Source organism: Pseudoalteromonas sp. TAE56 (assembly GCF_000497955.1).
GTDB lineage: Bacteria > Pseudomonadota > Gammaproteobacteria > Enterobacterales > Alteromonadaceae > Pseudoalteromonas.
Genome location: NZ_AUTN01000109.1, coordinates 1 through 22,680, shown reverse-complemented (window position 1 = coordinate 22,680; position 22,680 = coordinate 1). Strand labels below are relative to the sequence as shown.

At 40.5% G+C, this 22,680-nt stretch carries 19 protein-coding genes and 1 riboswitch; of the genes, 13 read left to right on the top strand and 6 right to left on the bottom strand.

The window, feature by feature from the left end:
• The coding region (locus L656_RS0113130) for an NAD(P)-dependent oxidoreductase (RefSeq protein ID WP_024599538.1) at nucleotides 1-325 on the bottom strand (325 nt) is incomplete at its 3' end.
• A 121-nt stretch (nucleotides 326-446) separates the two neighbouring features.
• Between L656_RS0113130 and L656_RS0113125 the strand changes: the two genes are divergently transcribed.
• Together L656_RS0113125 and L656_RS0113120 are read left to right on the top strand one after the other, a co-directional pair.
• Nucleotides 447-1,019 carry a glutathione peroxidase gene (locus L656_RS0113125; protein ID WP_024599537.1) on the top strand — a complete coding sequence of 191 codons (573 nt, stop codon included), beginning with the start codon at nucleotides 447-449 and terminating at the stop codon, nucleotides 1,017-1,019.
• A gap of 104 nt (nucleotides 1,020-1,123) precedes the next feature.
• A complete protein-coding gene (locus L656_RS0113120; RefSeq protein WP_024599536.1) occupies nucleotides 1,124-2,104 on the top strand; it encodes a 2-hydroxyacid dehydrogenase in 981 nt (326 codons plus the stop codon).
• Between the two features lie 96 nt (nucleotides 2,105-2,200).
• On the opposite strand, the gene L656_RS0113115 is transcribed toward L656_RS0113120, so the two are convergent.
• Nucleotides 2,201-3,523, bottom strand: coding sequence for a sodium-dependent transporter (locus L656_RS0113115; RefSeq protein ID WP_024599535.1), 1,323 nt, complete (start codon nucleotides 3,521-3,523; stop codon nucleotides 2,201-2,203).
• Between the two features lie 141 nt (nucleotides 3,524-3,664).
• Between L656_RS0113115 and L656_RS0113110 the strand changes: the two genes are divergently transcribed.
• Nucleotides 3,665-4,423 carry a 4'-phosphopantetheinyl transferase family protein gene (locus L656_RS0113110; RefSeq protein WP_024599534.1) on the top strand — a complete coding sequence of 253 codons (759 nt, stop codon included), beginning with the start codon at nucleotides 3,665-3,667 and terminating at the stop codon, nucleotides 4,421-4,423.
• A gap of 58 nt (nucleotides 4,424-4,481) precedes the next feature.
• Here the strand turns inward: L656_RS0113110 and lysC are convergent, their stop codons facing one another.
• Entirely contained in the window at nucleotides 4,482-5,885 is a 1,404-nt protein-coding gene (gene lysC, locus L656_RS0113105) for a lysine-sensitive aspartokinase 3 (protein WP_024599533.1), read from the bottom strand.
• A 75-nt stretch (nucleotides 5,886-5,960) separates the two neighbouring features.
• Nucleotides 5,961-6,133, bottom strand: a riboswitch (Lysine riboswitch).
• A 109-nt stretch (nucleotides 6,134-6,242) separates the two neighbouring features.
• Nucleotides 6,243-7,490: a sodium:proton antiporter NhaD gene (gene nhaD, locus L656_RS0113100; RefSeq protein WP_024599532.1), complete on the bottom strand. Its 1,248-nt coding sequence runs from the start codon at nucleotides 7,488-7,490 to the stop codon at nucleotides 6,243-6,245.
• A 222-nt stretch (nucleotides 7,491-7,712) separates the two neighbouring features.
• Here nhaD and L656_RS0113095 point away from each other — a divergent pair, with 222 nt between their 5' ends.
• The 4 genes from L656_RS0113095 to L656_RS0113080 all read left to right on the top strand — a co-directional run bounded on the left by L656_RS0113095 (nucleotide 7,713) and on the right by L656_RS0113080 (nucleotide 12,970).
• The gene (locus tag L656_RS0113095) at nucleotides 7,713-8,984 is read left to right on the top strand and encodes a hypothetical protein (protein WP_024599531.1); all 1,272 of its coding nucleotides are present in this window, start codon (nucleotides 7,713-7,715) and stop codon (nucleotides 8,982-8,984) included.
• A 3-nt stretch (nucleotides 8,985-8,987) separates the two neighbouring features.
• Nucleotides 8,988-9,536 carry a condensin complex protein MksE gene (locus L656_RS0113090; protein WP_024599530.1) on the top strand — a complete coding sequence of 183 codons (549 nt, stop codon included), beginning with the start codon at nucleotides 8,988-8,990 and terminating at the stop codon, nucleotides 9,534-9,536.
• A complete protein-coding gene (locus L656_RS0113085) occupies nucleotides 9,533-12,310 on the top strand; it encodes an ATPase (RefSeq protein WP_024599529.1) in 2,778 nt (925 codons plus the stop codon). The genes L656_RS0113090 and L656_RS0113085 overlap by 4 nt, the downstream gene beginning before the upstream one ends.
• A 108-nt stretch (nucleotides 12,311-12,418) precedes the next feature.
• Nucleotides 12,419-12,970, top strand: coding sequence for a DUF4136 domain-containing protein (locus L656_RS0113080; RefSeq protein ID WP_024599528.1), 552 nt, complete (start codon nucleotides 12,419-12,421; stop codon nucleotides 12,968-12,970).
• A 222-nt stretch (nucleotides 12,971-13,192) separates the two neighbouring features.
• Here the strand turns inward: L656_RS0113080 and L656_RS0113075 are convergent, their stop codons facing one another.
• Nucleotides 13,193-13,681, bottom strand: a complete 489-nt coding sequence (locus L656_RS0113075) for a peptide-methionine (S)-S-oxide reductase (protein ID WP_024599527.1) — start codon at nucleotides 13,679-13,681, stop codon at nucleotides 13,193-13,195.
• 176 nt (nucleotides 13,682-13,857) lie between these two features.
• Between L656_RS0113075 and L656_RS0113070 the strand changes: the two genes are divergently transcribed.
• Nucleotides 13,858-15,711, top strand: a complete 1,854-nt coding sequence (locus tag L656_RS0113070; RefSeq protein WP_024599526.1) for a TonB-dependent receptor plug domain-containing protein — start codon at nucleotides 13,858-13,860, stop codon at nucleotides 15,709-15,711.
• A 158-nt stretch (nucleotides 15,712-15,869) separates the two neighbouring features.
• Here L656_RS0113070 and L656_RS0113065 read toward each other — a convergent pair whose 3' ends face one another.
• Entirely contained in the window at nucleotides 15,870-16,133 is a 264-nt protein-coding gene (locus L656_RS0113065) for a YkgJ family cysteine cluster protein (RefSeq protein WP_007581895.1), read from the bottom strand.
• Between the two features lie 169 nt (nucleotides 16,134-16,302).
• Here L656_RS0113065 and L656_RS0113060 point away from each other — a divergent pair, with 169 nt between their 5' ends.
• The 5 genes from L656_RS0113060 to L656_RS0113040 all read left to right on the top strand — a co-directional run.
• Nucleotides 16,303-17,481, top strand: a complete 1,179-nt coding sequence (locus L656_RS0113060; RefSeq protein ID WP_024599525.1) for an efflux RND transporter periplasmic adaptor subunit — start codon at nucleotides 16,303-16,305, stop codon at nucleotides 17,479-17,481.
• Nucleotides 17,482-17,483: 2 nt separating this feature from the next.
• Nucleotides 17,484-20,633, top strand: a complete 3,150-nt coding sequence (locus L656_RS0113055; RefSeq protein WP_024599524.1) for an efflux RND transporter permease subunit — start codon at nucleotides 17,484-17,486, stop codon at nucleotides 20,631-20,633.
• Between the two features lie 144 nt (nucleotides 20,634-20,777).
• Nucleotides 20,778-20,948 carry a hypothetical protein gene (locus L656_RS1000000123285; RefSeq protein WP_198923572.1) on the top strand — a complete coding sequence of 57 codons (171 nt, stop codon included), beginning with the start codon at nucleotides 20,778-20,780 and terminating at the stop codon, nucleotides 20,946-20,948.
• Nucleotides 20,949-20,964: 16 nt separating this feature from the next.
• Nucleotides 20,965-21,942: an alpha/beta hydrolase gene (locus L656_RS0113045; protein ID WP_050581870.1), complete on the top strand. Its 978-nt coding sequence runs from the start codon at nucleotides 20,965-20,967 to the stop codon at nucleotides 21,940-21,942.
• Nucleotides 21,943-22,048: 106 nt separating this feature from the next.
• Nucleotides 22,049-22,680: dienelactone hydrolase family protein (locus tag L656_RS0113040; protein ID WP_024599522.1), on the top strand; the 632-nt coding region annotated here is incomplete at its 3' end.

The following is a 22,680-nucleotide window of genomic DNA, read 5'->3' as shown; positions in this document are numbered from 1 at the left end:
CAGCCACTTCGCGGGCTACTTCGGCAGAGGTTGTGGTGTGATCAACCAAAACAGTGTGCGGTAACATGCCCGCTAACACGCCATCGTCGCCATACACTACTGAGCGTAAATCATCATCGTTACCAACACACATAAATACGATGTCGGCATTGCTGGCAGCTTCGCGCGGGGTTGATGCAAAGCTTCCTGAATGTTCTGCAGTCCACGCTTTTGCTTTAGCTTGAGTGCGGTTATAAACGCATACGCTGTGCCCTGCTTTTGCTAAATGCCCCGCCATTGGGTAACCCATTACGCCTAAACCTATAAATGCGACTTTCATTGACATAAAAATGACCTATTAAACTGATAACTTAGAAACTAGACCACGATTATGTCAATCGGTCGATAAAAAAGCGAATGAAAGTCTTTATAAAATTTCCTTAGCGGGAAAGGTAAGTAGGTAACCTATGGACAGTATTTATCAATTTAATGCACCACTTTACAACAGCGAAAATTTTTCTCTTAGCCAGTTACAGGGCAAAACCGTCCTTATTGTTAATACAGCGAGTAAGTGTAATTTTTCGGTGCAATTAAACGCACTCGAAAAGCTCTATCAGCAATACAAAGGCAATGGTTTTACTGTGCTTGCGTTTCCGTGTAACCAGTTTGGCCAAAATGAGCCGCTCGATAATTTAGCCATAAAAGACTTTTACCAAGATCAATTTAATATCTCGTTTGAGGTATTTGGCAAGGTAATGGTAAATGGGCCAGAAACACACCCGTTGTTTAATTATTTAAAATCGCATACGCGGGGTATTTCGCAAAATCGTGCTATTAAGTGGAATTTCACTAAGTTTTTAATTAATTCACAAGGGCAACTTGTTGCACGTTATGCACCGCGAACTAAGCCCGAAACACTTATACAAGTAATAGAAAGCAACTTACTGCAAGCCGCAAAGTTAAACGCAGCTAAAGGTGGTAAAAAAGTATCGTCAAAAATACCTTTGTTTACCCCAAGTAAGGCTCCGCTTAAGGCTTAATTTAAATCAATAAAATGCGTTTTACTTAGGCGCTTACTTGTAAAGTAGTTTAATGTATTAAAGGTTAACTACCCTACAAATACTTAAGCGTCGAGGCTATTACCATGAACATTGCTTTTTTTAGTACTCAAAAGTACGAACTGCCTTTTTTTGAACAAAGTACACGCGATTACAGCGCTATAAAAATAACGTATTTTGAGCAAGCCCTGAGCGAACAAACGGCCATTTTAGCAAGCGGGTTTGATGCAATATGTGTTTTTGTTAACGATACCGTAAATACCGCCGTTATTGAGCAACTGGCAAGCCAAGGCATTAATACTATTTTGCTGCGTTGTGCAGGATTTAATAACGTTGATTTACCTGCAGCAAAAGCACATAAAATTAAAGTATTACGCGTGCCCGCATACAGCCCAGAAGCCGTAGCTGAGCACTGTATAGCGCTTATGCTAACACTTAGTCGTAAAACCCATAAAGCTTATAACCGTGTACGCGAAGACAATTTTGATTTAAACGGATTACTAGGTTTTAACTTGCACAACAAAACCGTGGGTATTGTAGGTTGCGGTAAAATTGGCCTTGCGCTGTGCAGCATTTTAAATGGCTTTGGCGCTAATGTATTAGTGTGCGACCCATACGCGCAACCTGGCAATTATACAATTACCGATATAGACACCTTACTTAGCCAAAGCGATGTGATCTCTTTACATTGCCCACTGAACGAGCAAACTCATCATTTAATAAATGATGAGGCATTTAGTAAAATGAAAACTGGCGTTATGCTCATTAACACTTCTCGCGGTGCATTGCTTGATAGTAACGCGTGTATTAGCGCACTTAAAACTAAAAAGCTAGGTTACCTGGGGCTCGACGTTTACGAGCAAGAGTCGGAGCTCTTTTTTAAAAACCACAGCGACGAAATAAATCAAGACGATATATTCTCGCGCTTAGTGAGCTTTAAAAACGTATTAGTAACGGGGCATCAGGGCTTTTTTACTCAAGAAGCACTCACCGAAATAGCAAACACAACCCTATTTAACGCACTTGAAGTAAGTGAAGGTAGGCCTCTAACTAATGAGGTTTTATAAAGACCTAAGCTATACCTAAATAACAGGCACAAAAAAAGCGAAGTGCGTTTAAAACTCACTTCGCTTTATTAATCTATTTTTAGGGCTTAAATAAAATTAACCAAACGCAACGTTTGCAAATACTAAGGTCATTAATATTGGGCAAACAAAACGAATATACTGAGCAAACCAGTAATGTACGCCGGTTGTTGCTTGGTGTAATTTATTACCACGCTGCCACATCCACCCTACTGTAATAAAGTAAAACAAGCCCATAAGCGGCAATTGGTATTGGGTAAATAGCATAATGACCAAACCAAATAACCAATCAAAATTTAGTATAATCGCACTTGCACACACAAGTACAACGGCGCTTACCGCCCATGTTGCTTTGGTGCGGCTAACGTTGTGGTTTTCGACTAAAAACGCTACCGGAATTTCGGTGGTCGATATAGTTGACGTAACCGATGCGATAGACATTAATACAAAAAACAGTAAACCCACTAATAAGCCAATTTCGCCCATGGTGCTAAATAGCGCAGGTAAAATAGCAAAAATAAGTTGCCCTTCGCCAATCAGTTTACCGCCACTAAATACCTCTACACCGTTATGCTGAGCCACATAAATAGCGGGGATAATAAGTAAACCCGCTAAAAACGCGACACTGGTATCGAGTAAGGCAACACCTGCAGTGAGCTTTGGTAAATTAGCATCTGGCTGTAAGTACGATCCGTAAATCATCATACAACCCACACCTAACGAGAGCGAAAAGAACGCTTGCCCCATTGCGGCAATAATTAAGTTAGGGTCGAGTATTTGGCTAAAATCAGGAATTAAATATGCGGCAAAGCCTTCACTTGCGCCATCGAGTGTTGCAATGTAGGCAATTAAACCAACAAGCAATATGAGTAGCAGTGGCATTAAACGGCGCGACCAGGTTTCGATTCCCGATTTAACACCTTTTAAAATAATACTGGCAGTTAAAATAAGCATAAGCGGCGTAAATACAAAATTACGAAGCACTGAGTCGCTATGTAAAAATTCGCTTGCGCCTGTGAAACCTAAAAAGGTTGTTATGGGTTCAATAGCGTAGGAGAGCATCCACCCTGCTACTATTGAGTAAAAACTTAGCATAACAACCGCGCCCGCAAGACCAATATAACCTGCTGTTGCGCCTACTTTGCGGTTAGTGCTTTGCCATGCATCGCCCAATGCTTTTACCGGATTAGCTTGTGCTTTGTGGCCTAAATAAAGTTCGGTATACAGCGCAGGGAGCGCAAGTAAAAATATAACAATAAAGTAAACCAGTAAAAATGCACCGCCGCCATGGTTGGCCGCTTGCGTAGGAAAACCCCAAATATTACCTAAACCCACTGCTGCGCCAGCAGCGGCTAAAACAAAACCAAGTCGGCTTTGAAACCCATCACGCACTTGTGCCATACATCTACAAATCTGTTATTATTTTGATTATTGTGAATTAAACCATATTTCATGCCAGCTGAGTAATAAAATTGTACCCAGCCTTTATTAGGGGCGTTAACCGCTCACAATATCAGCGACTTCTTTTGCTTTAGGGCTTTTATGACTGAACACTATTTTAAAAACGCCTTGAGTATTACTTCAACTCAATTTGCAAATTTGCCTTTAGCTAGTAACAGTATTTTATTATTTAATGCTAAAACACTTGAGCTAAGTGACTTTAATTTGCCCGATTGCTTAAGCCCGGTTGAGTTAGCCATTATAAACCGCCGCAAAAGCCCGCAAGCTAAACAAGAGTATTTAGCTACGCGGTTATTGTTAAAGCACCTTATTAAAATAACGCAGCCGCAACATGCGCACGTAGCCCTTAATAAAATGAGTACAGAATTTGACGAGGCAAGCTCAAAGCTGCAAGTACATGTAAGTGATGATGTTATTAATACCTGTATCTCGCACTCGCATGGTTTAGTTGGGGTTGCGCTTAACCTTGGTAAAAGTGAGTTTGGTTTTGATATTGAAAAAGTAAGCTTAAAGCGCCCATTTGAAAAGCTCGCTAAGCATTTTTATCATAATGATGAAATTACACTTATTACAATGCCCACTAATACCCAAGCCCAAGCGGATACGTTTTTTAGAATTTGGACATTAAAAGAGTCACTTGCTAAAGCCACCAGCCGCCCTATTGCAAAACTACTTAGCCCTAATGTGTTTGACGAATTACATAGTGCAAAGCTCAGTGCTTGCAGTAATCGCGTTACTGTAGCTGATAGCAGTGACAGTAATGTTTGTTTTGATGTAAGTGTGGTGCATAAAAAAAGCATCGACTGGCGATGCTTTTTATTAACTGATTTTGTTAACTGAATTTATTAACTGAATTTATTAAGTACTTTAATAAATCGCTTTCCTGAATAAGCTCGATTTACGCAGCAAAATCGTTTTCTAATAAACGGCTATGAATAGACTGTACTACGTTATCTGACTCAGTTTGCTCTACTAAAAAGCACAGGTTGTGCTTACTAGCACCGTGGCAAATTAATCGAATGTTAAAGTCTTTTAGTACACTCATTAAGTTCATTTCGTGTTGGCGTAATTGAATCTCAGAGCCAATAAGTGCTACCAGTGTTAAATTGTTTTCTACCGACACATGGCAAAACTCAGCAAGCTTATCGAGGCATTCTTGGTCAAGCTCTGGACGCGAGGCGTTTTGCGCGTTATCAAGGGTTATAGCTACGCTGATTTCTGATGTGGTCACCAAATCTACCGATATATTATATTCACTTAATAGTGTAAATACGCGTGCTAAAAAGCCACTAGCGAGTAGCATTTCTGGGCTTTTAAGCGTAAGCAATATTTGGTTTTTACGTTGCGTTACTGCGCGTATACCTGGTTGCTGCGATTTTTCGCGCTCAATCCATGTACCACCACGCTCAGGCTCGCGGCTAGAACCTACAAACACGTTAATGTGGCTACGGCTTGCTGGTAAAATAGTCGCTGGGTGTAATACTTTTGCGCCAAAGGTTGCCATTTCAGCGGCTTCGTCAAAACTTAAACGTGCAATGGGCGTCGCTTTTGCGCACAAACGCGGGTCGGTGCTAAAAATGCCCACTACGTCGGTCCAAATATGCACGCTTTTAGCGTTAATTGCTTCAGCTAAAAGTGCAGCGCTATAGTCAGAACCACCACGTCCAAGCGTTGTTGTTTGGCCGTATTCGTCACTGCCAACAAAGCCCTGAGTAACAATTACTTGAGCGTCTAATAACGGAATTAAATGTTCTTTAGCAGCTTGCGCTGTAGCGGCAACATTAGGCGTTGCTTTACCAAATTGACTGTCGGTTTTAAGCACCTTGCGTACATCAAAACGATCGGCATTTAAGCCATTTAAACGCAGTACCTGTGCAAACAAATACGACGACAAACGCTCACCAAAGCTAAGTAGCTCATCGTGTTGCTGATCGGTTGTTAGTGTCTCTTGAGCCAATGTTTGAAATGCTTTTAGGGTTTCGTTAAAGCCAATCGCTAAATCGGCATCAAGCGATAACTCATCTAAAATAGTTTGTTGAATAGCAAGCACGCCGTTTATGTGTTCTTGGCGCTCACTTGGGGTAATACTTGATTTACACAGTGCAACTAAATGGTTAGTTACGCCGGCACTAGCGCTCACGGCAACAATACGTACGCTTTTATCTGCAACAATAATTTCGCTACAGCGACTCATCGCTTCAAAGTTTGCAACACTGGTTCCGCCAAATTTGGCAACGATGTAATCTGATTTTGCGCTTAACTCTATTTTAGGCACTGTTTGTGGCGCTGATTGGGTAGTCATTTAGTCTCCTTTCGCGATATCCAAATCGCAATAAAACAAGAAGAACTTGGCAAAGGAATGCTTGAAGATAAGTCCACTGCCAGAAGCTCTCCACCTATATTGGTGACAGTTTTGAGGATTCAGCCCCATAAACCGAAAAACAATGACGACGTATCATTATTTTCCTCGGCGAGTACTTCCCTCCTTAATGATCATCGGCTTTCGTCGCCTAACATTAAGTACCTAAGTATCGCACCTCTTCTGAATGCTTTATTAACCAGTGGCTAATAAAACAAAACCCCACTAAGTAGCGGGGCTTTGAAAGTTATCGTTTAGACGTCTAGCTGTCAAGCGTTTTAATAATTAATAGCACTTAAATTAGATAAAACTGCCCATGTAATACGAGCCTGCATAACCTACGGTGTAGCAAATTAATAAATGCAGCGATAAGCGCAAGTAGCTCATAAAGGTAAGCGCTTTAACTTTGCTCATGGCAATAATGCCCGCAGCCGAACCAATAATAAGCATTGAACCGCCCACGCCCGTTGCATACGTAAACGACAACCAGTGCTGTTGGCTCATTACTATATCGGCTTTTAATAAAGCAGCGGTAAGCGGTACGTTATCGACCCCTGCTGATAATATGCCCATTAAGTAGTTTGCGTACTCAGGTGCCATTACCGTATATAGGTCGGTAAATTTACTCAACATACCAATTTCTTTAAGTGCGCCTACAAGTAAAAGTACACCTACAAAAAACAATAATGTGTCGTATTCTATATCGCGAACAAAATCGATTATGTCTTTGTTAATGTCTTTTTTGCGCATTAAAAATTGCGCTACTAAAAACATGACTGATAAGCCAAACAAAAAGGTGAGTAAAGGCGGTACGCTGTAAATTACACTCAGCATAAGTGTGCTCACTACGGTAGATAAAAATATAACAGCAATGGTTATGTCGGTTTTTTCAATGCGGGTTTTACCTGCACCAGCAAACTCAACACGCCCTTTCATACCGATAGACAGCAACGCGGCTAACAGCATAACGCTTGCAAGAGCTGGCGCTATAAGGAGTAATAAATGACCTATGGTTACTTTGCCATCTAAAAATATCATTAGCGTGGTTACGTCACCTGTTATTAGCGATACCCCGCCAGAGTTAACTCCAAACACAATAAGCGTGGCATATTTAATAAGCTTTTTAGGTTCAAGTTTTAACGACATAACAACCGCAAGCGATATAAGCGTCGCTGTTACGTTGTCTGAAATCGACGAAAACAAAAACGCAAAACCACCCACCAAAAACATCAGCTTTTTTTCGCCAATACTTTTTGGCATAACGCGGTGCACAATGTTTTCTATAAACCCCTTTGAATTTAAATACGCTACAAAGGTCATTGCAGCCATTAAAAATAACCATAATGAGGCAATTTCTAAAATATTTTCATTTAGGAGGTGTTGAACTGTATCGGGGCTTTGCCCGTGTAGAGGGTATATAAAAAGAAGAATCCAGCAAAGCGTACCAAAAAACAGCGTGGTTTTAGCTTTATTAACATGGATTATATCTTCTATAACGATCAGTAAAAATGCAATCGCTATCAGGGTTAGAATAATCGAGGAAACCATGGTAGTTAAACAACCTTTGATATAGTTTTAAAGAACACACAAATAACGTTCCATTTCATGTGCCTATTTTCGGCGCGAATTTTAGCACTGCCTCTATGCAAAAACTATTATTAAATGGTCTTAAAAACGAATACTATATACAGACAAGGTTAATTAAAAATACGTAATAATGAGTCATCTAAAAGAACTCAATAATAAAATACTAGGATGTTGTAACCCCTTATGATCCCAGCTAAAAAGCTGCTAAACACCATAACCGAACATTGGGGTGTATTAGAGCTATTATTTAAACGTTTTAAAATGGCTGACTTTAGCCTAAAAGACGTACAAAACGCGATTAAGCAAAAGCAGCCTACGTGGTCAAACGAACGCATTTATAAAGAAACAAATCGTTTGTTAAACCAAGATATTTTAATTCCACTGGCTAAATCCTCACAGCTTGAAATAAATCGTGCCATTGCCGACTTTGCTACGTTTTTACTGCAAGAAGAGCATTTAGGCTTAGCGCAAGAAATTAGCGTATTAGTAGACGACCTTGCACGTTTAGGAAATCGCCTAGATAACGCTGGTGAAATAGAAGACTTTGACGATTTACGCCGCTACAGCCGCATTATGGATGATCGGGTGCGTAAAATAATGAAGCTCTATACGCACAACGAAAACGCTATTTTAAATATTGTTGAACAAGCTAAATCTAATAATGCAGTGCAATCGCTGCAAAAGCGTTATAAAGCGGTAATAGAAGCGTTTGACGAATACATAGAGCCAATGCTTGAAATGGTTGATATTCGCGGTGAATTTCATGCGTGTTTTACCCTCATTGAAGAGCAAATAAGTAAGCAAATACTGCACATTGAGCGCTCAGGTAAAGCGTACAACGACAAACGTATGCTTGAGCAATTACGTACCCGTATACTCGAAATGCATTTAGTGGGTCGAGAAAGCTTACGTAAAAGTGCCGATATGCTTATGCCGCTGCGCGAAGAGTTACGCCGTAATAACTTAATTACTCGCCAAGCAGCTAAAGTACTCGGGCTTGTGCGTAAAAATGGCGTAGACAACATGCTAAGTGCGGTGCAGCCACATTTTGTAAGCGACGCACAGCGATATTCACTTGGTCAGCAACGCCATATTGTGGCTTACATGGCAAGCTTGGTGGAGTTTGAACACGAAGAATACCAATTGCCAGATCAACAAGACGTGCCTGCATTTGTTACGCCTAATATTCCTGACTACAACGATGTTAAAACCAGTTTTGCCAAGCGCTTTAATAAAAAACGCAAAAAGCCGCAGCCCTTGCTGCAATTTTTAGACGAAAGCTACCCAGATCTCGATGCCGACGAAATGCTATTTTTGTATCAAAAATTAGTTAGCGACAGCGATATTAAAATAATTCAAAGTGATGAAAAAGCCCGCGTAAAAATTGCCGGTCAGCACTTTTCTTTATATCCATTTAATTCAGAGCCTCAGCCAGATTCAAAGGCAGGTAAATAAACCATGACACACATAAACTTAGACGAGCTAACCCATCTACAAGCCATAAATAAAAAATTAGTAGCGGGTTATCACATTTGCGAGCAAGACAACGTAATGTGGCAAGAGCTTGACCAACACATAGAAGACTACACCGCCCTATTTACCGCCCTAGGTAACGATTTAAAACGCGACAGCCGTGGCTTTTATTATTTTGGTAGCGACGAGAGCACGCCAAATATGGGCAAAATATCTCGCGCTATCGCGCTTACCATTTACATTTTAATTGAGCACTACGCCAATACGGGTAAAGACCCAATGCGCGCATTGTTTGACGACGTAAACGATTTAGAGCTTATGCAAACGCTGGTGCAAATTAACAAACATCTGTTTGATCAGCTTGAGATATTTTCGGGATCGGACCTGCGCAAAGACGTATACCTGCGCATGGTGCGCTTAGGGTTAGCCCGTGAAGTGGAAGGCGGCTTTATGCTACAAGCGCCAATTCACCGCTACATAGATGCATTAATGGAAGTAAACGAAGAAACCTACGTTACAGAGGACGAGGAATGAAAAATCTATACGGACTAAGTAAACTCGCCCTACTTAACACTGCAGGCTATGCAAAGTGTGTGATCCCGCTTGATAAAAGCAGCTCTATTTGCGCGCCCAATAACACAGGTAAAAGCTCGGTTATTAACGCCTTGCAGTTTCCGCTTATTAACGATTTACGCTTAACAGAATGGGACGGACACGATTTAGATGAAACCCGTAAGTTTTATTTTTCATCCGATCAGTCTTACATTTTACTCGAAGCTAACTTGCCTCATGGCTCGGTAGTGATTGGTGTTGCAGGACTTGGTAAAATTGCCGGTTATGCGCATCAGTACTTTTGTTATCAAGGAAAGCTTGATTTAGAGCAGTACACGCAAGGTAAAACTATTATTAAATTTACCAAGCTGTTCAACCATTTAAAATCACTTAACTACAACCCTATTGAGCTTAAAGCACAAGAGCTGAACGCGCTATTGACTGGTGGCGCAACGCCTTTTGATGGCGACATAAACTTAAAAATGATCCCGCTTAATAATGTGCAAGACTCCTCTATTTATAAAGAAATATTTAGACGTATTCTTAACTTACATAAATTAGGCGCAAGCGACGTAAAACGCTTTATGCTACGCGTGTTTGAACGCCATATGTCGAACTCTAAGGTCGACTTTTATGAAGTATGGCGTCGCTCGTTTGATAAAGTAAACCGCTCAAAACGCGAATTAAAAGCCCTTGAGTCAATGCAAGAGCCTATAGCCGCGCTTGAATCAATGCTCGAAAACCAAACCGTGCTTAAAGGTAAATTAGCGGCGTACGCACCTAAAATTGACCAAGCACTGATTGATTTTGATACCTATCAAGAGTCGCAACTCTCTGAGCTTGCCATAATGCTTGAAGATATAGAGCACGAAAAACACGAATTTGAGCAAAAGCAAAGCCTATACGTACAACAATCGCGCGATATAGAGCGCAGACAAACTCAAATTGAGCAGTGGTTTTTAGATTACGATGCGCTTAAAAGTGAATTTGAACTGGTAAATAAAGCCACGCTTAAAACCAGCCTGACTCAGTTAAAGCAAGATTACGAGTCGCTTTCGCACTCTATAACCAGCGCACAAGGGCAAAGCCTACATACGCTTGACTACCGCATTAGCGAAACACAAAAACAAATTAAGAGCTTAAAGCTGCAACTTAAAAACCTTGAGTTTAATTTGTTTACCCGTATGCGCGAAGACCTCTCGTTAAAAGAAGTAGAAGAAATATCGCGCATTTTAAACCCAGATATTCTCTCGTTTGCGACCACCACCAATGGCGATATAACCATTGATGACGAAGACGCATTTGGTGAGTTTTTATCGCTATTAAGTGAAAACGTTAAAGGCGGCGTACTAACTCTGCCAGGAGCGAGCATTAAGCTTAAAAAGCTATCCCCTGTACAAATGCAAAGCGGCGAAAATAAAGAGCAATTAACCGCTCAGCTCAGTGCACTTGAGCATTCACTTAAAGAGTTTAAGCAACAGCGCGATGTTGCTGCAAACGTTGCCGACAAACAAAAAGAAAAAGACGAATTATACGATGAGCTTATGAGCGCAGAGAGCGCCCTAAAACGCTTAGAACAGTTTGATATAATGCAGCAGTCTGTTGAAGCGCAAGCCATGCTAAAAGATCAGTTATTAGCTGAGCGCGAACAAGTTGACGACTACCTGCAAGATATTCAAAAAAATAGTGGCTCAATTGCTGATCGCCGCTCGTTAATTAAGTCAAAACAAGAGCAAATTAATCGTCAAACTGAGCGTCTGCGCCAAGTTAAAAGCGAGCGAATTGACCATACGCTTGATTTATACAGCGGCAAAGTAACCCCGTATATGATTGATATTACAGTCGACTTTGATAACTTAAGCGACCTTGTTCATCATTTTAATAAAGACTGCCAAGAGCTTCGTAATTTTGACATAAACGTACGCAACACCTATTTACATGTATATAACGCGGGTATTACTAAATTCGACAATGAAAACGACGAGTTTACTAAATATCAAAAGCTAATAAGCGCCTTTCATAATATTGATAACGAACGCGATGCCGTTGAGCGCCAAGCACGTGTTGCGCTTACCGAAGTGGCCGCAACTATTAAAGGCTTGCGAGAAGATTTAGACCGCCTTCGCCGCGAAATGAATAGCTTTAATAAAGGCATAAGCCAGCACCGTATTTCAAACTTGCAAGCGTTTAAAATTAACGTAATACCTCGCAAAATGCTGGTTGATAGTATCGATACCATTATCAGCACGTCGCATCAGTTTGAACAAGGCGACACACTTGATTTACTTAGCCAAGAACCGTACAGCGAAAGCGCGGTAAACGAAGCGAAAGATCACTTAATTAAACTCGCCTCAGATAAAGCGGGCTTAACACTTACCGATTTATTTGATATTCGATTTGAAGTGGTTAACCGCGCAGGTGAAACAGAGCACTTTGAAAAAATAGATTCGGCGGGTTCAAACGGAACACGTATTACTATTAAGTTATTGTGTGGCATGTTGTTTATTCGTTACTTATTAAGCGATCAGGAACAAAACCTATACCGTATACCTATTTATATAGATGAAGCGGCCGACATTGACCCACAAAATCAAAAAGCAATTATAGAAACCGCACTAAGCTTTGGTTTTGTGCCTATATTTGCCTCAGTTAAGCCACAAATAAGTTGTGACTACATTGTGCCGATTCGCTCAGTAAAAGATGGTGCACAAAACTGGGTAGATGAAAAAGATTGGATAGAAGTTGAACACAATTAATTGGCCGTTAAGGCAAACCAACTAAACTAAAATATAGGACGTTTAAATAATACACATTTAAACTATGTGTGTTATTTTAAATTAATGCATTTTATTGGAGCAAACGTAATGAAAAATATACTTATTGTTGCAGCGCTAGCACTACTTACAGCCTGTACACAAACCCCGGATTGGGATTACGATAAATCAGCCAACTTTAGTAATTTTAAAACATTTGCTTGGGTAGAAAACGCCAGCCTAACTAAAGACACAAATAACTATCAAATTAATGGCCTAATGGAAAAGCGTGTTCGCACTGCCGTAAACGAAGAGCTGAGCCAAACATTAGGTATGAGCTTAGTTGATGCAGCACAAGCTGATGTGCTTGTTAACTATCATGCATCGGTAGACAAAGAGCTTGAAGTAGATACATTTAATGTAAACTACCGCCCGCATTGGGGTTATTGGGGTACTGGTTTTCAACGTGATACAACCGCGCGTGAATACGAAGTGGGTACACTGATCATTGATATTGTAGATCGTGAATCTAACCAGCTAGTATGGCGCGGCGCAAAAGAAGGTCGATTAAAGAAAAATCAATCGCCAGAACAACGTGAAGCATCAATTAATAAAACAGTTAGCGAAATTTTAAGTAACTTCCCGCCGCAAAAGCAGCTGTAAGTTAAAATTAGTTTTTAAAAAGCTCACAGCATGTGAGCTTTTTTGTGGGTGTGTATTTTTGGAACTTTTAAAATAAAGTAATTACGAGCTACGCCCGTCACGCCAGCAAGCTGCACGTCTACAAAAACACCGCGTCAAACTTTACCTGTAGGCGCTAAGCTTGCTTGCGCGAGAAGCGATAGCTTCTAATTACTTATCTTTATGCGCTTACTCCACTCTAAATTACGATTTATACTTATGCAGTAACTCAAGCGGTATATGGCAATAGTCATCAGGATGATTAGTTAGTCGGTCTTGATGCTCAGGATCACTTGGCACGTAGTTAGTTAGCAGCTCTACTCCTACCACAATTTTATCAGCATCACTTCGCTGGCTTATATAATTGCTAGCAACCTCTAAATGATCTTGGCTTTTGCTATAGATGGCAGTGCGATATTTGGGGCCTACGTCATCCCCTTGTTTATTAATGCTGTATGGGTCAATAATTTCAAAAAAGTAGTCATACAGCTTATTTAGGCTAACGACTTTTGGGTCAAAAATTACCTTTACGCATTCGGCATAACCATCGTAATCGCCGTTAGTGGTTTTACTTGTACCATTAGCGCGCCCTGCTTCAGTACTTATTACGCCTGGTAAGTGCTTTAAAAATTCTTGTACGCCCCACAGGCAGCCACCAGCAAAGTAAATAGTATTTTGTTGTGTCGTATCCATTATAAATGTTACCCAATAAATAAAGTGTAAATGGTTATCAAATGCAGTTATTAACAAATTAATGTACAATCGCGCACAAAATGACTGCAGTTACATTTAGTTATTTTATCATGCTCAAATATAAGCTTTGAAATTAATTGTAACCGCAGCTACAAATAAAAAATGATGAGAAACACATGAATCGCACACCACACATTATAATACCTGCAATATTATGCAGTGTTACTGCATTTGCTAATGCTAATACGCTATCTGATGAGTCGGCAATCGAAAAAATAACAGTTGATGCATCGCCCACTGCAAACACATTACCTGTAGGTACATTTGACTCTCCAGTATCTAATTTAGAGTATGACCCACGTGTTGATTTACAATCACGTAATATGGCTGAAGCGCAAGCCGATGTAACTATACGCGGTGGTATTTTTGAAAACACCGGCTTTAGGATTGGTAGTGCTACTTTACTTGACCCACAGTCTGGGCATTATTTTGCTGAAATTCCTATTGCACCGCAAATGCTTACCGGCCCTTATATTTTAACAGGCGCAGACAACGCGCTTAATGGGGCTAATAGCTCTGTAGGCACCGTATCGTTTGGCTGGAAACCAATTAGCACGGGCGGCAGTGTATCGGTAGGTACTGGCACAAACGATTTTAACTTACAAAGCTTACATGCAGGTGTAAGTATGCCCCTTGAAGGCGCAAAGGATTGGAAGCTTGGTTTTGAAGGCGAGATTTCTCACTCACAAAGCGATGGCACTATTGATAACGGCGATCACGACTTTACGCGTGCATCGGGTCGCGTTCAATTAGCTAGCGCTGATTCTCAAACAGATTTATTTTTTGGCTCACAAGATAAGTTTTTTGGTTGGCCAAATTTGTACACTCCATTTGGCGTTAACGAAACAGAAGAGCTAGAAACCCGCTTATTAATGCTAAACCATAAGCAAAATTATGCACAGGATGGTAACTTTGAAGTGTCGGCTTATTACCGCACACACGACGATCATTATATTTACTCTCGCGAAAATCCAAGCGCTTTTGAAGCGTTTCACAAAAGTGAAGTTAAGTCGTTAGCGCTATCGGGGCATCATGCTCAAAGCGATGTATTTGCTGTAAATTATTCAGCACAGTTTATTGACGACTCCATTGAATCTACCACGCTTGAAAACAACTTTACCTCTCGTAAGTATTATAAATTAAGCGTATTGCCTGAATACAAAATGGCGCTTGAGGGTAACAAACAACTTATATTTCGTTTAGGCGCTGCGTTTGACGATACAAATAGAGACGACTCTGAACTGTCACTTATTGGTGATATAACGCTTAATACACATAACAGTAAAGGTTTTGAGCGCACGTTTTATTTATCGTACGCAGAGGCAAGCCAAGTAGCAGGCTATACCGCCATTGGCGGAAGTGATTCAGGCGGGTTATTTAGAAGTAATTACACCCTTGAGCGCGAAACGACTAAAAGCCTAGAACTAGGTTTATTAGTTGATGAGCAAACTTGGCAACTTAATTCGGCTATTTTTTATCGCAAAGATGACAACTTAACCGATTGGACGTTTAATTTTGATTCAAGCTCTGCGCGCTTTGCAAACCCTGTAGATATAAATACGACGGGCATTGAGCTCTTAGCAACTAAACACTTTGAAACAACCGAAATTGTAGCGAGTTACACCTACCTTCATAAATCAGAAAATTACGGTGCGGCAGATATTGACGCTAGTTTTTACGCATTAAACTTTCCTGATCACCGCCTAACACTCGGCGCAGTTTGGAATCCTACTGATATTTTGCAGTTTAGAATAGATAACGAGTGGCGCAAACAGCACGAAAATGCGCTGCGCGGTAGTGACGACGATGCTTTATTTACTCATTTAACGTTAAAAATTACGCCGCCAATGCTAAAAAACTTATTTATTACTTTAGCAGCAGATAACCTCTGGGGTGAATCGTTTGAAGAGATACCTGGTACACCAGGGCGAGGTGAGCAATATACGTTAAGCGCAACGTATAGTTGGTAACCATTAACGTAAGCAAGCTTCACGTCTACAAAACAACCACAAGCCTACACTTTGGTGGTAGACGAAGAGCTTGCTCACGTGAAAAGCGCAGCTTTTAGTTACTTAAAATAATTCTCAGTAATAGATAAATGTAAATAGATGTGTATTAAAAACGAAAATTAAGTTAGCTCTTCAAGCTCTGTAATAAGCGCTAGAGCTTGTGCATTTGTTGACCCGCACACATCAAGCGTGGCGCTAAAATCACTACATACTTTAGGTCGGCTTGAATCACCAAACAACTTACATAAATTACGTTCGTCTAGCTGAATACAGCGCTCTCCGGCCTTTTTACCATTTGGCATACCTGGAATAGGCGAACTAATACTTGGCGCAATACAACATGCACCGCAGCCTAGCCTGCAACTCATCGATTCGGTTTTCATAATATCCTCTGAATAAAACACACTTACATTAATTCCTTTTTAGGAACGTAATTAGCCGCATGTTGAGTTGTAATGTACATATGTAATGCTTTGTTACATCTTAAAACGCCTTGTAAACACTTTATTGCGTATTATTGCTCTGTCACCACCAATTATGAAGGAATGCCTTGTGGCTACTACAAAACAAATAATACTCCCAATTGCTGTTTTAGCAGGCGGTATTGCGTTAGCTTTCGCCTTTACGGCAATGAAAAAACCACCGGAAGAAAAGCCAGAGCAAGATTTACGCCCTTTAGTTGCAACACAAAGCATACTTTTAGATTCTATAACGCTCGATGTTAAATCGTACGGCATTGTTAAACCAAAGGACCGTACCGAGCTGATAGCACAAGTTAGTGGGCAAGTTATTTCGGTATCAGATCAATTTGTTGAAGGCGCGTTTGTAAAGCAAGGCGATATTTTAGCACGAATTGATGCAAATGATTACGAGGCAGACTTTATTGAAGCGCAAGCAGGTTTAGCACAAGCAAGCTCAGCACTTGAAATAGAACGCGCACAAGCACACGTAGCAAAAGCTGAATGGGAGCGTATTAAATCGGACTCAAGCGAAGCTATTGCCTCAGAACTTTATTTACGTAAACCACAACTGGCCGAAAAACTAGCGCGTTACCGCTCTGCTCAAGCAAGTGTTAAACGTGCTAGCCGCAATCTTGAACGTACTTATATTAAAGCCCCTTATGATGCCATTATTAATGAGCGCACAATTAGCTTAGGCTCCGTAGTAAACCCAGGTAATAGTTTTGGTGCATTAAGTGCGACATCTGTTGCAGAGGTACGTTTACCAGTTGCCGACCAAGAACTGCAATATTTAAAAAATGGCGGCGTAGGCTCAAATGTTACATTTAACGCAGAATACGCGGGTAAGCAAACAATGTGGCAAGCCAAAGTAATTCGCACCGAAGGTGTGGTTGATCAAACAAGCCGTATGAGCTATTTGGTTGCACAACTTGCAACTCCATACGGCGATAAAACACGCCCTCTTCGTTTTGGTTCATATATTAACGCTACCATTGAAGGTCGCCCGCTTGATAACGCGATTATTGTTGCGCACCATTTAGTTAAAGATAATAAAATTGTAATTTTAAATGACGATTTAACATTGTCGTTTAAAACCCTCAATATTATACGCGAACAAAACGGCATGATTATAGCCAGCCAAGGGTTAAAAAATGGCGAGCAAATTGTTACCTCAGCGCTTGAGTATCCAACAGAAGGTATGGCAGTAAAAGTTGAAGATATTGCGCCTGATAAAACTGATGTAACTCAACTTGCGCTGAAAGAGGAATAATCATGAACACTCGTGAAACAGGGTTAATAGCATGGTTTGCCCGAAATCCCGTTGCTGCCAACCTACTAATGATATTTATATTAGTAGGCGGTATTTTAATGGCGATGACGATTCGCAAACAAATGTTCCCACAGTTTGAAAGCAACTGGATAAGCGTACAAGCGGTTTACCCAGGGGCTGCCCCGCAAGAGGTTGAAGAAGGCATAACCATAAAAGTTGAAGAAAACCTCGAAGGTATTGAAGGCATTAAACGCCTAATTACGTACTCTAACCGTGGTTTTTCACAAGCATGGATTGAAATAGAAGAGCAATACAATCCACAAGAAGTACTTGATGAAATTAAAGTACAAGTTGATTCAATAAACACCTTTCCTGCGGGGATGGAGCGCCCTGTTGTTCGCCGCGATAAATTTGAGCAAGAAGTAATGATACTTGCGCTTTATGGCGACATGAGTAACTACCAGTTAAAAGAGCTTGGCAACGATATAAAAGACGAGTTACAAGCACTGCCTCACGTTAACCTTGTTAATTTTAACGGCGGCTTAGAGTACGAAATTGGTATAGAAGTCAGCCCTGATAAACTGCGTGAATATGGCTTAACATTTAGAGATATTGCAGGCGCTGTACAAAGTTTTTCGGCCAATATGTCGGCGGGGCAAATACGCTCTGAAAACGGTTATATTTCAATGCGTGTTGAAAAACAAGCCTACCGTGGCTTTGAGTTTGAAAAACTCCCCCTTATTACCCTTGCTGATGGCGCGCAAATTTATTTAGGCGATGTAGCAACCATTAACGATGGCTTTGAAGAAGGCTTACAGTATTCAAAATACAATGGTAAAAATTCACTCTCGTTTGAAGTTAACGCATCAAAAGATCAAGATATTACCGATGTAGCAAAAGTACTTAAAAGCTACATGGCAGCTAAAGAGCCGCTTTTACCAGCAGGTGTTAAGCTCTCCCCTATTGTTGATTTAACTTACTACCTTGAAGGTCGACTCGATATGATGGTCGATAACATGATTTGGGGTGGTTTGTTAGTAATGATAGTACTGGCACTATTTTTACCGCTACGCTTGGCATTTTGGGTAATGATGGGTTTACCGGTGTCTTTTCTGGGCGCCTTTTTGTTTATGCCCATTGGTTTTTTAGACGTAACCATTAATTTAGCCTCTCTTTTTGCCTTTATACTTGTGCTCGGGATTGTAGTGGATGACGCCATAGTTGTGGGCGAATCAGCCAGCGCCGAAATTGAAAAATACGGCCATACACTTGATAACGTTGTACGCGGTGTAAAACGTGTTGCGATGCCAGCAACCTTTGGTGTACTAACGACTATTGCGGCATTTTTACCACAAACACTCGCAACCGGGCCTGGCGCTGCTTTTTCTAAGGCAATTGGTGGCGTTATTATTTTATGTTTGATTTTTTCACTCATTGAATCAAAACTTATTTTACCTGCCCATATTGCAGCAATGAACCCGCGTAAACCAAACCCTAAAAACCTACTACATCGCTTACGTATGGTGATTGATAGTGGTTTAAAAGGCTTTGTGAATAACTACTACCTTCCTTTTGTTGGCCGCTGTATTCACTATCGCTATACCGTAATTGTTGGCTTTATGTGTTTGCTTATTGTAAGCGCAGGTATGTTTGCAGGTGGTTTAGTTAAGTTTGTACCAAACCCTAAAATACCGCACGATTTTCCGCGTATTGATATAGAAATGAACTTAGCTTCATCTGAGCAAGCAACGCTTGAAACCGCACGTAAAATTGAAAGCGTGTTGTTAAAGGTCGATCAGCAACTACAAGAGCAATACGGTAAACCGATGATCCGCGATTTATCGGTAAGCCTGCGTGGACGAACTGAAGCAAATATTATGGCTATTTTGGTAGAGCCTGACTTACGCCCTATCGACACCTTTGCCCTAAGTGCATTATGGCGTGAGCAAATGCCCGCTTTACCAGGCATTAAAACCATGACCATTCAAGACAGTATAATGAATGGCGGTCGAGATGATGGCGACGTTAGCTTTAAACTTGAAGGTAAAAATGCTGACGAGCTAAAAGAAGTGGCTGGTAAATTAAAAGCCAAATTACAAACAATGGAAGGCGTTGGCGACGTAAACGATTCAATGCAAAGCGCTACCGACGAAGTGCAACTTGATTTAAAACCACTCGCTTACAGCATGGGTTTAACGCTTGCTGATGTCGCATCGCAAGTAAGCTTTAGTTACTACGGCTTAGAAGCGCAGCGAATATTGCGTGAAGGCGAAGAAATTAAAGTCATGATCCGCTATCCAGAAGACGAACGTAACTCAATAAGTGATATCGCAAGTGTGCGTATTATCACACCTACTGGTGCTGAAGTTCCGTTAAGTGAAGTAGCCGAAGTTAAACTAGTTGACGGTGTAAACCGTATTCGCCGCGAAAACTCTAAACGTACTGTAAACGTATGGGCTGCGGTAAATACCGACCAAGCCGAACCATTTGCAATTGCAGAAGAAATTCGTGATGAGTACTTACCAACACTACTTAAAAGCTACCCTGGCGTGACAAGTGACGTGGCTGGGCGCATTCAAGAAGAGATGGACAGCGCTTCAGAGCAGCTTCGTGACTTTGGTATATCAATGATGATTATATTTGCCTTGTTAGCGATTCCACTTCGCTCTTACTCGCAGCCACTTATTATAATGTCGGTTATTCCGTTTGGTGTAGTTGGCGCGATGTTTGGGCATATGATTTTAGGCATGACCATGAGTAGCTTATCGATGTTTGGCATAATTGCTGTAGCGGGTGTGGTCGTAAATGATTCCCTCGTAATGGTTGATTTTGTAAACAAAGCACGCGCTGAAGGTGTTGCAATTAAGGATGCTGTAATGCAAGCCGGTGCTCGTCGCTTTAGAGCGATATTACTTACCTCAATCACTACCTTTATTGGTGTAATGCCAATTATTTTTGAAACGAGTTTACAAGCTAAAATTGTTATCCCAATGGCTGTATCACTTGCTTTTGGTGTGTTATTTGCCACAGTAATTACACTGATACTTATACCGTGCCAGTATGTTGCACTAGAAGATGCTAAACGATTAGTACGTAAAATGCGTGGCAAGCCACCACTAGTAGATGCCCAACCAGCGCCTACTCACAGCTAAATTAAGTAACATCCCAACCAAAAAAGCTCGGCATACTATGCCGAGTTTTTTATTTTAAGCTTAAAAGTAATACTCAACTATTTGCCAAGTCTTTACCTTACTGATAATTTAACTCTATAAATATAACCCTCAAAAGGAATAATAATGGGTACACTTCAACTTATTTTATTTATTGTATTTGCTGTACTAACCACAATTGGCTACAAAAAGAATAACCGCAACTTAATGCTATTAGGCGCCGTTGCAATATCGTTTGCGTTTGTAGGTTTAGAGTTTTTGCTGGGTATTGACCAAGGCCTATCAGGCACTAATTAATCAATAAAAATTCAGCTTGAAAATTAATGGGGCTTTAGTGCGCTTATACATACTGATTATTTCTTTAGTTATTTTTTTAAGTGGGTGTCAGAGCTATATTGCTTATCAAATAACTAAGCCTCCGCAGAAAGTTCTCCCTAAAGAATTTGAGAGCTCTATCGCTTTATCTGGAGTACAAACCCATTACTGTAGCAGCGAAGTAGATTGTCTTGATTTTAGGTTTATCTCACCTAAGGATATCGAAAGCTACCTACTCGATGGTAATAAACTTTCGTTAAGTTTGATTGTTGAAGGAAGCACTGAAGATGATGTTTTTGAATACCAACTTACTTCAGATAATTTACCAAGTAATTCAAGTAGCGGACTTTTAATTATCTTTCCGGGATATGGCGTAGACAGTTTGATTTACACCATGCAAGCAAGATGGCTTAGTCATATTACGGGAAAAAATGTGATAGTGATGCCCGCTAGTAATCAATACGATAAGTTTAGATTTGGTTTAAACTCTCTTGATGTGTTAATCAATTATGTAAATAAAGAAAACTACACTGATATCTCCTTAATTAGTTACTCAATGGGCGCAATTGCGGGAGTTGAGTTGGCATCTAAGCTGAACATTAGTAAGCATATACTTTATGCCCCAATGATTAATTTTGAGGCCGCACTAAACACAATTGCTAACTTATCACACCCTATTTATAGCAAACTATTAGGCGATGATTATATAAATGAAGTTGCCGTTAAGATAATTGAAAAAAGTGAAGTACCTCTTACTAAACTCGCTATATTAAGTAATCTAAATAAGAACCCTCATGCTAGGCAAACTTACATCTTTTCAAGTAATGCAGACAAAGTGAGTCCATATAATGGGTTGCTTACTCTTAATAATCCAAAAGTGAGTATTTATGAGGTAAAAGATTTAAATCACATCAAAATGGTTTCTTTAATATCCAAACAACAAAGGAATGTGCTCCTTTCCTTGCTTGACGGATAGCTTTGGCAACAGTCCTAATAATTGAGAGAAAATATTGCTCGTTTTTTATTCCTAATACGTTATGGTATTTAAATAACAGATAACATAATAAAATTAAGGAACAGCCATGAATAAATCTCCCTCTGATCACATTCCTCAAGAAGCCTTTGATTGGTATGACGAATACGCCCACGGTTTAATGGACCGTCGTACTTTTATGAAAAAACTCGGGGGGCTTGCTGCACTTGGTTTTTCAATGGCTGTACTTACATCAGCATTATTACCTAATTACGCGCTGGCTGAACAAGTGTCGTTTAACGATGACGATATAACGGCAACGTACGAAGAATTCGATTCGCCAAACGGGCACGGTAAAGGCAAGGGTTACTTAGCAACCCCTAAAAACATAGAAGGTAAACTTCCTGTTGTGCTTGTGATACACGAAAACCGTGGATTAAACCCATACGTAAAGGATGTAGCAAGACGCTTAGCGAAGGTAGGTTTTATTGCATTTGCACCCGATGCGCTCTTTCCACTGGGTGGCTACCCTGGTAACGATGATGAAGGACGCGCTATGCAAAAAACCATGGACCGCGCTAAAATTCAAAACGATTTTGTAGCCGCAGCACACTTTTTAAAATCGCATGCTAACAGTAACGGTAAACTCGGCGCTGTGGGCTTTTGTTTTGGTGGCTACATTGTTAATTATTTAGCAGCTGTAGATAGTAATTTAATCAGCGCAGGAGTGCCTTTTTACGG

What these genes read in the sequence shown, in the direction of transcription:
- L656_RS0113125 (WP_024599537.1), top strand. Translation starts at nt 447, where the DNA reads ATGGACAGTATTTATCAATTTAATGCACCACTTTACAACAGCGAAAAT.
- L656_RS0113120 (WP_024599536.1), top strand. Translation starts at nt 1,124, where the DNA reads ATGAACATTGCTTTTTTTAGTACTCAAAAGTACGAACTGCCTTTTTTT.
- L656_RS0113115 (WP_024599535.1), bottom strand. Translation starts at nt 3,523, where the DNA reads ATGGCACAAGTGCGTGATGGGTTTCAAAGCCGACTTGGTTTTGTTTTA.
- L656_RS0113110 (WP_024599534.1), top strand. Translation starts at nt 3,665, where the DNA reads ATGACTGAACACTATTTTAAAAACGCCTTGAGTATTACTTCAACTCAA.
- lysC (WP_024599533.1), bottom strand. Translation starts at nt 5,885, where the DNA reads ATGACTACCCAATCAGCGCCACAAACAGTGCCTAAAATAGAGTTAAGC.
- nhaD (WP_024599532.1), bottom strand. Translation starts at nt 7,490, where the DNA reads ATGGTTTCCTCGATTATTCTAACCCTGATAGCGATTGCATTTTTACTG.
- L656_RS0113095 (WP_024599531.1), top strand. Translation starts at nt 7,713, where the DNA reads ATGATCCCAGCTAAAAAGCTGCTAAACACCATAACCGAACATTGGGGT.
- L656_RS0113090 (WP_024599530.1), top strand. Translation starts at nt 8,988, where the DNA reads ATGACACACATAAACTTAGACGAGCTAACCCATCTACAAGCCATAAAT.
- L656_RS0113085 (WP_024599529.1), top strand. Translation starts at nt 9,533, where the DNA reads ATGAAAAATCTATACGGACTAAGTAAACTCGCCCTACTTAACACTGCA.
- L656_RS0113080 (WP_024599528.1), top strand. Translation starts at nt 12,419, where the DNA reads ATGAAAAATATACTTATTGTTGCAGCGCTAGCACTACTTACAGCCTGT.
- L656_RS0113075 (WP_024599527.1), bottom strand. Translation starts at nt 13,681, where the DNA reads ATGGATACGACACAACAAAATACTATTTACTTTGCTGGTGGCTGCCTG.
- L656_RS0113070 (WP_024599526.1), top strand. Translation starts at nt 13,858, where the DNA reads ATGAATCGCACACCACACATTATAATACCTGCAATATTATGCAGTGTT.
- L656_RS0113065 (WP_007581895.1), bottom strand. Translation starts at nt 16,133, where the DNA reads ATGAAAACCGAATCGATGAGTTGCAGGCTAGGCTGCGGTGCATGTTGT.
- L656_RS0113055 (WP_024599524.1), top strand. Translation starts at nt 17,484, where the DNA reads ATGAACACTCGTGAAACAGGGTTAATAGCATGGTTTGCCCGAAATCCC.
- L656_RS1000000123285 (WP_198923572.1), top strand. Translation starts at nt 20,778, where the DNA reads ATGGGTACACTTCAACTTATTTTATTTATTGTATTTGCTGTACTAACC.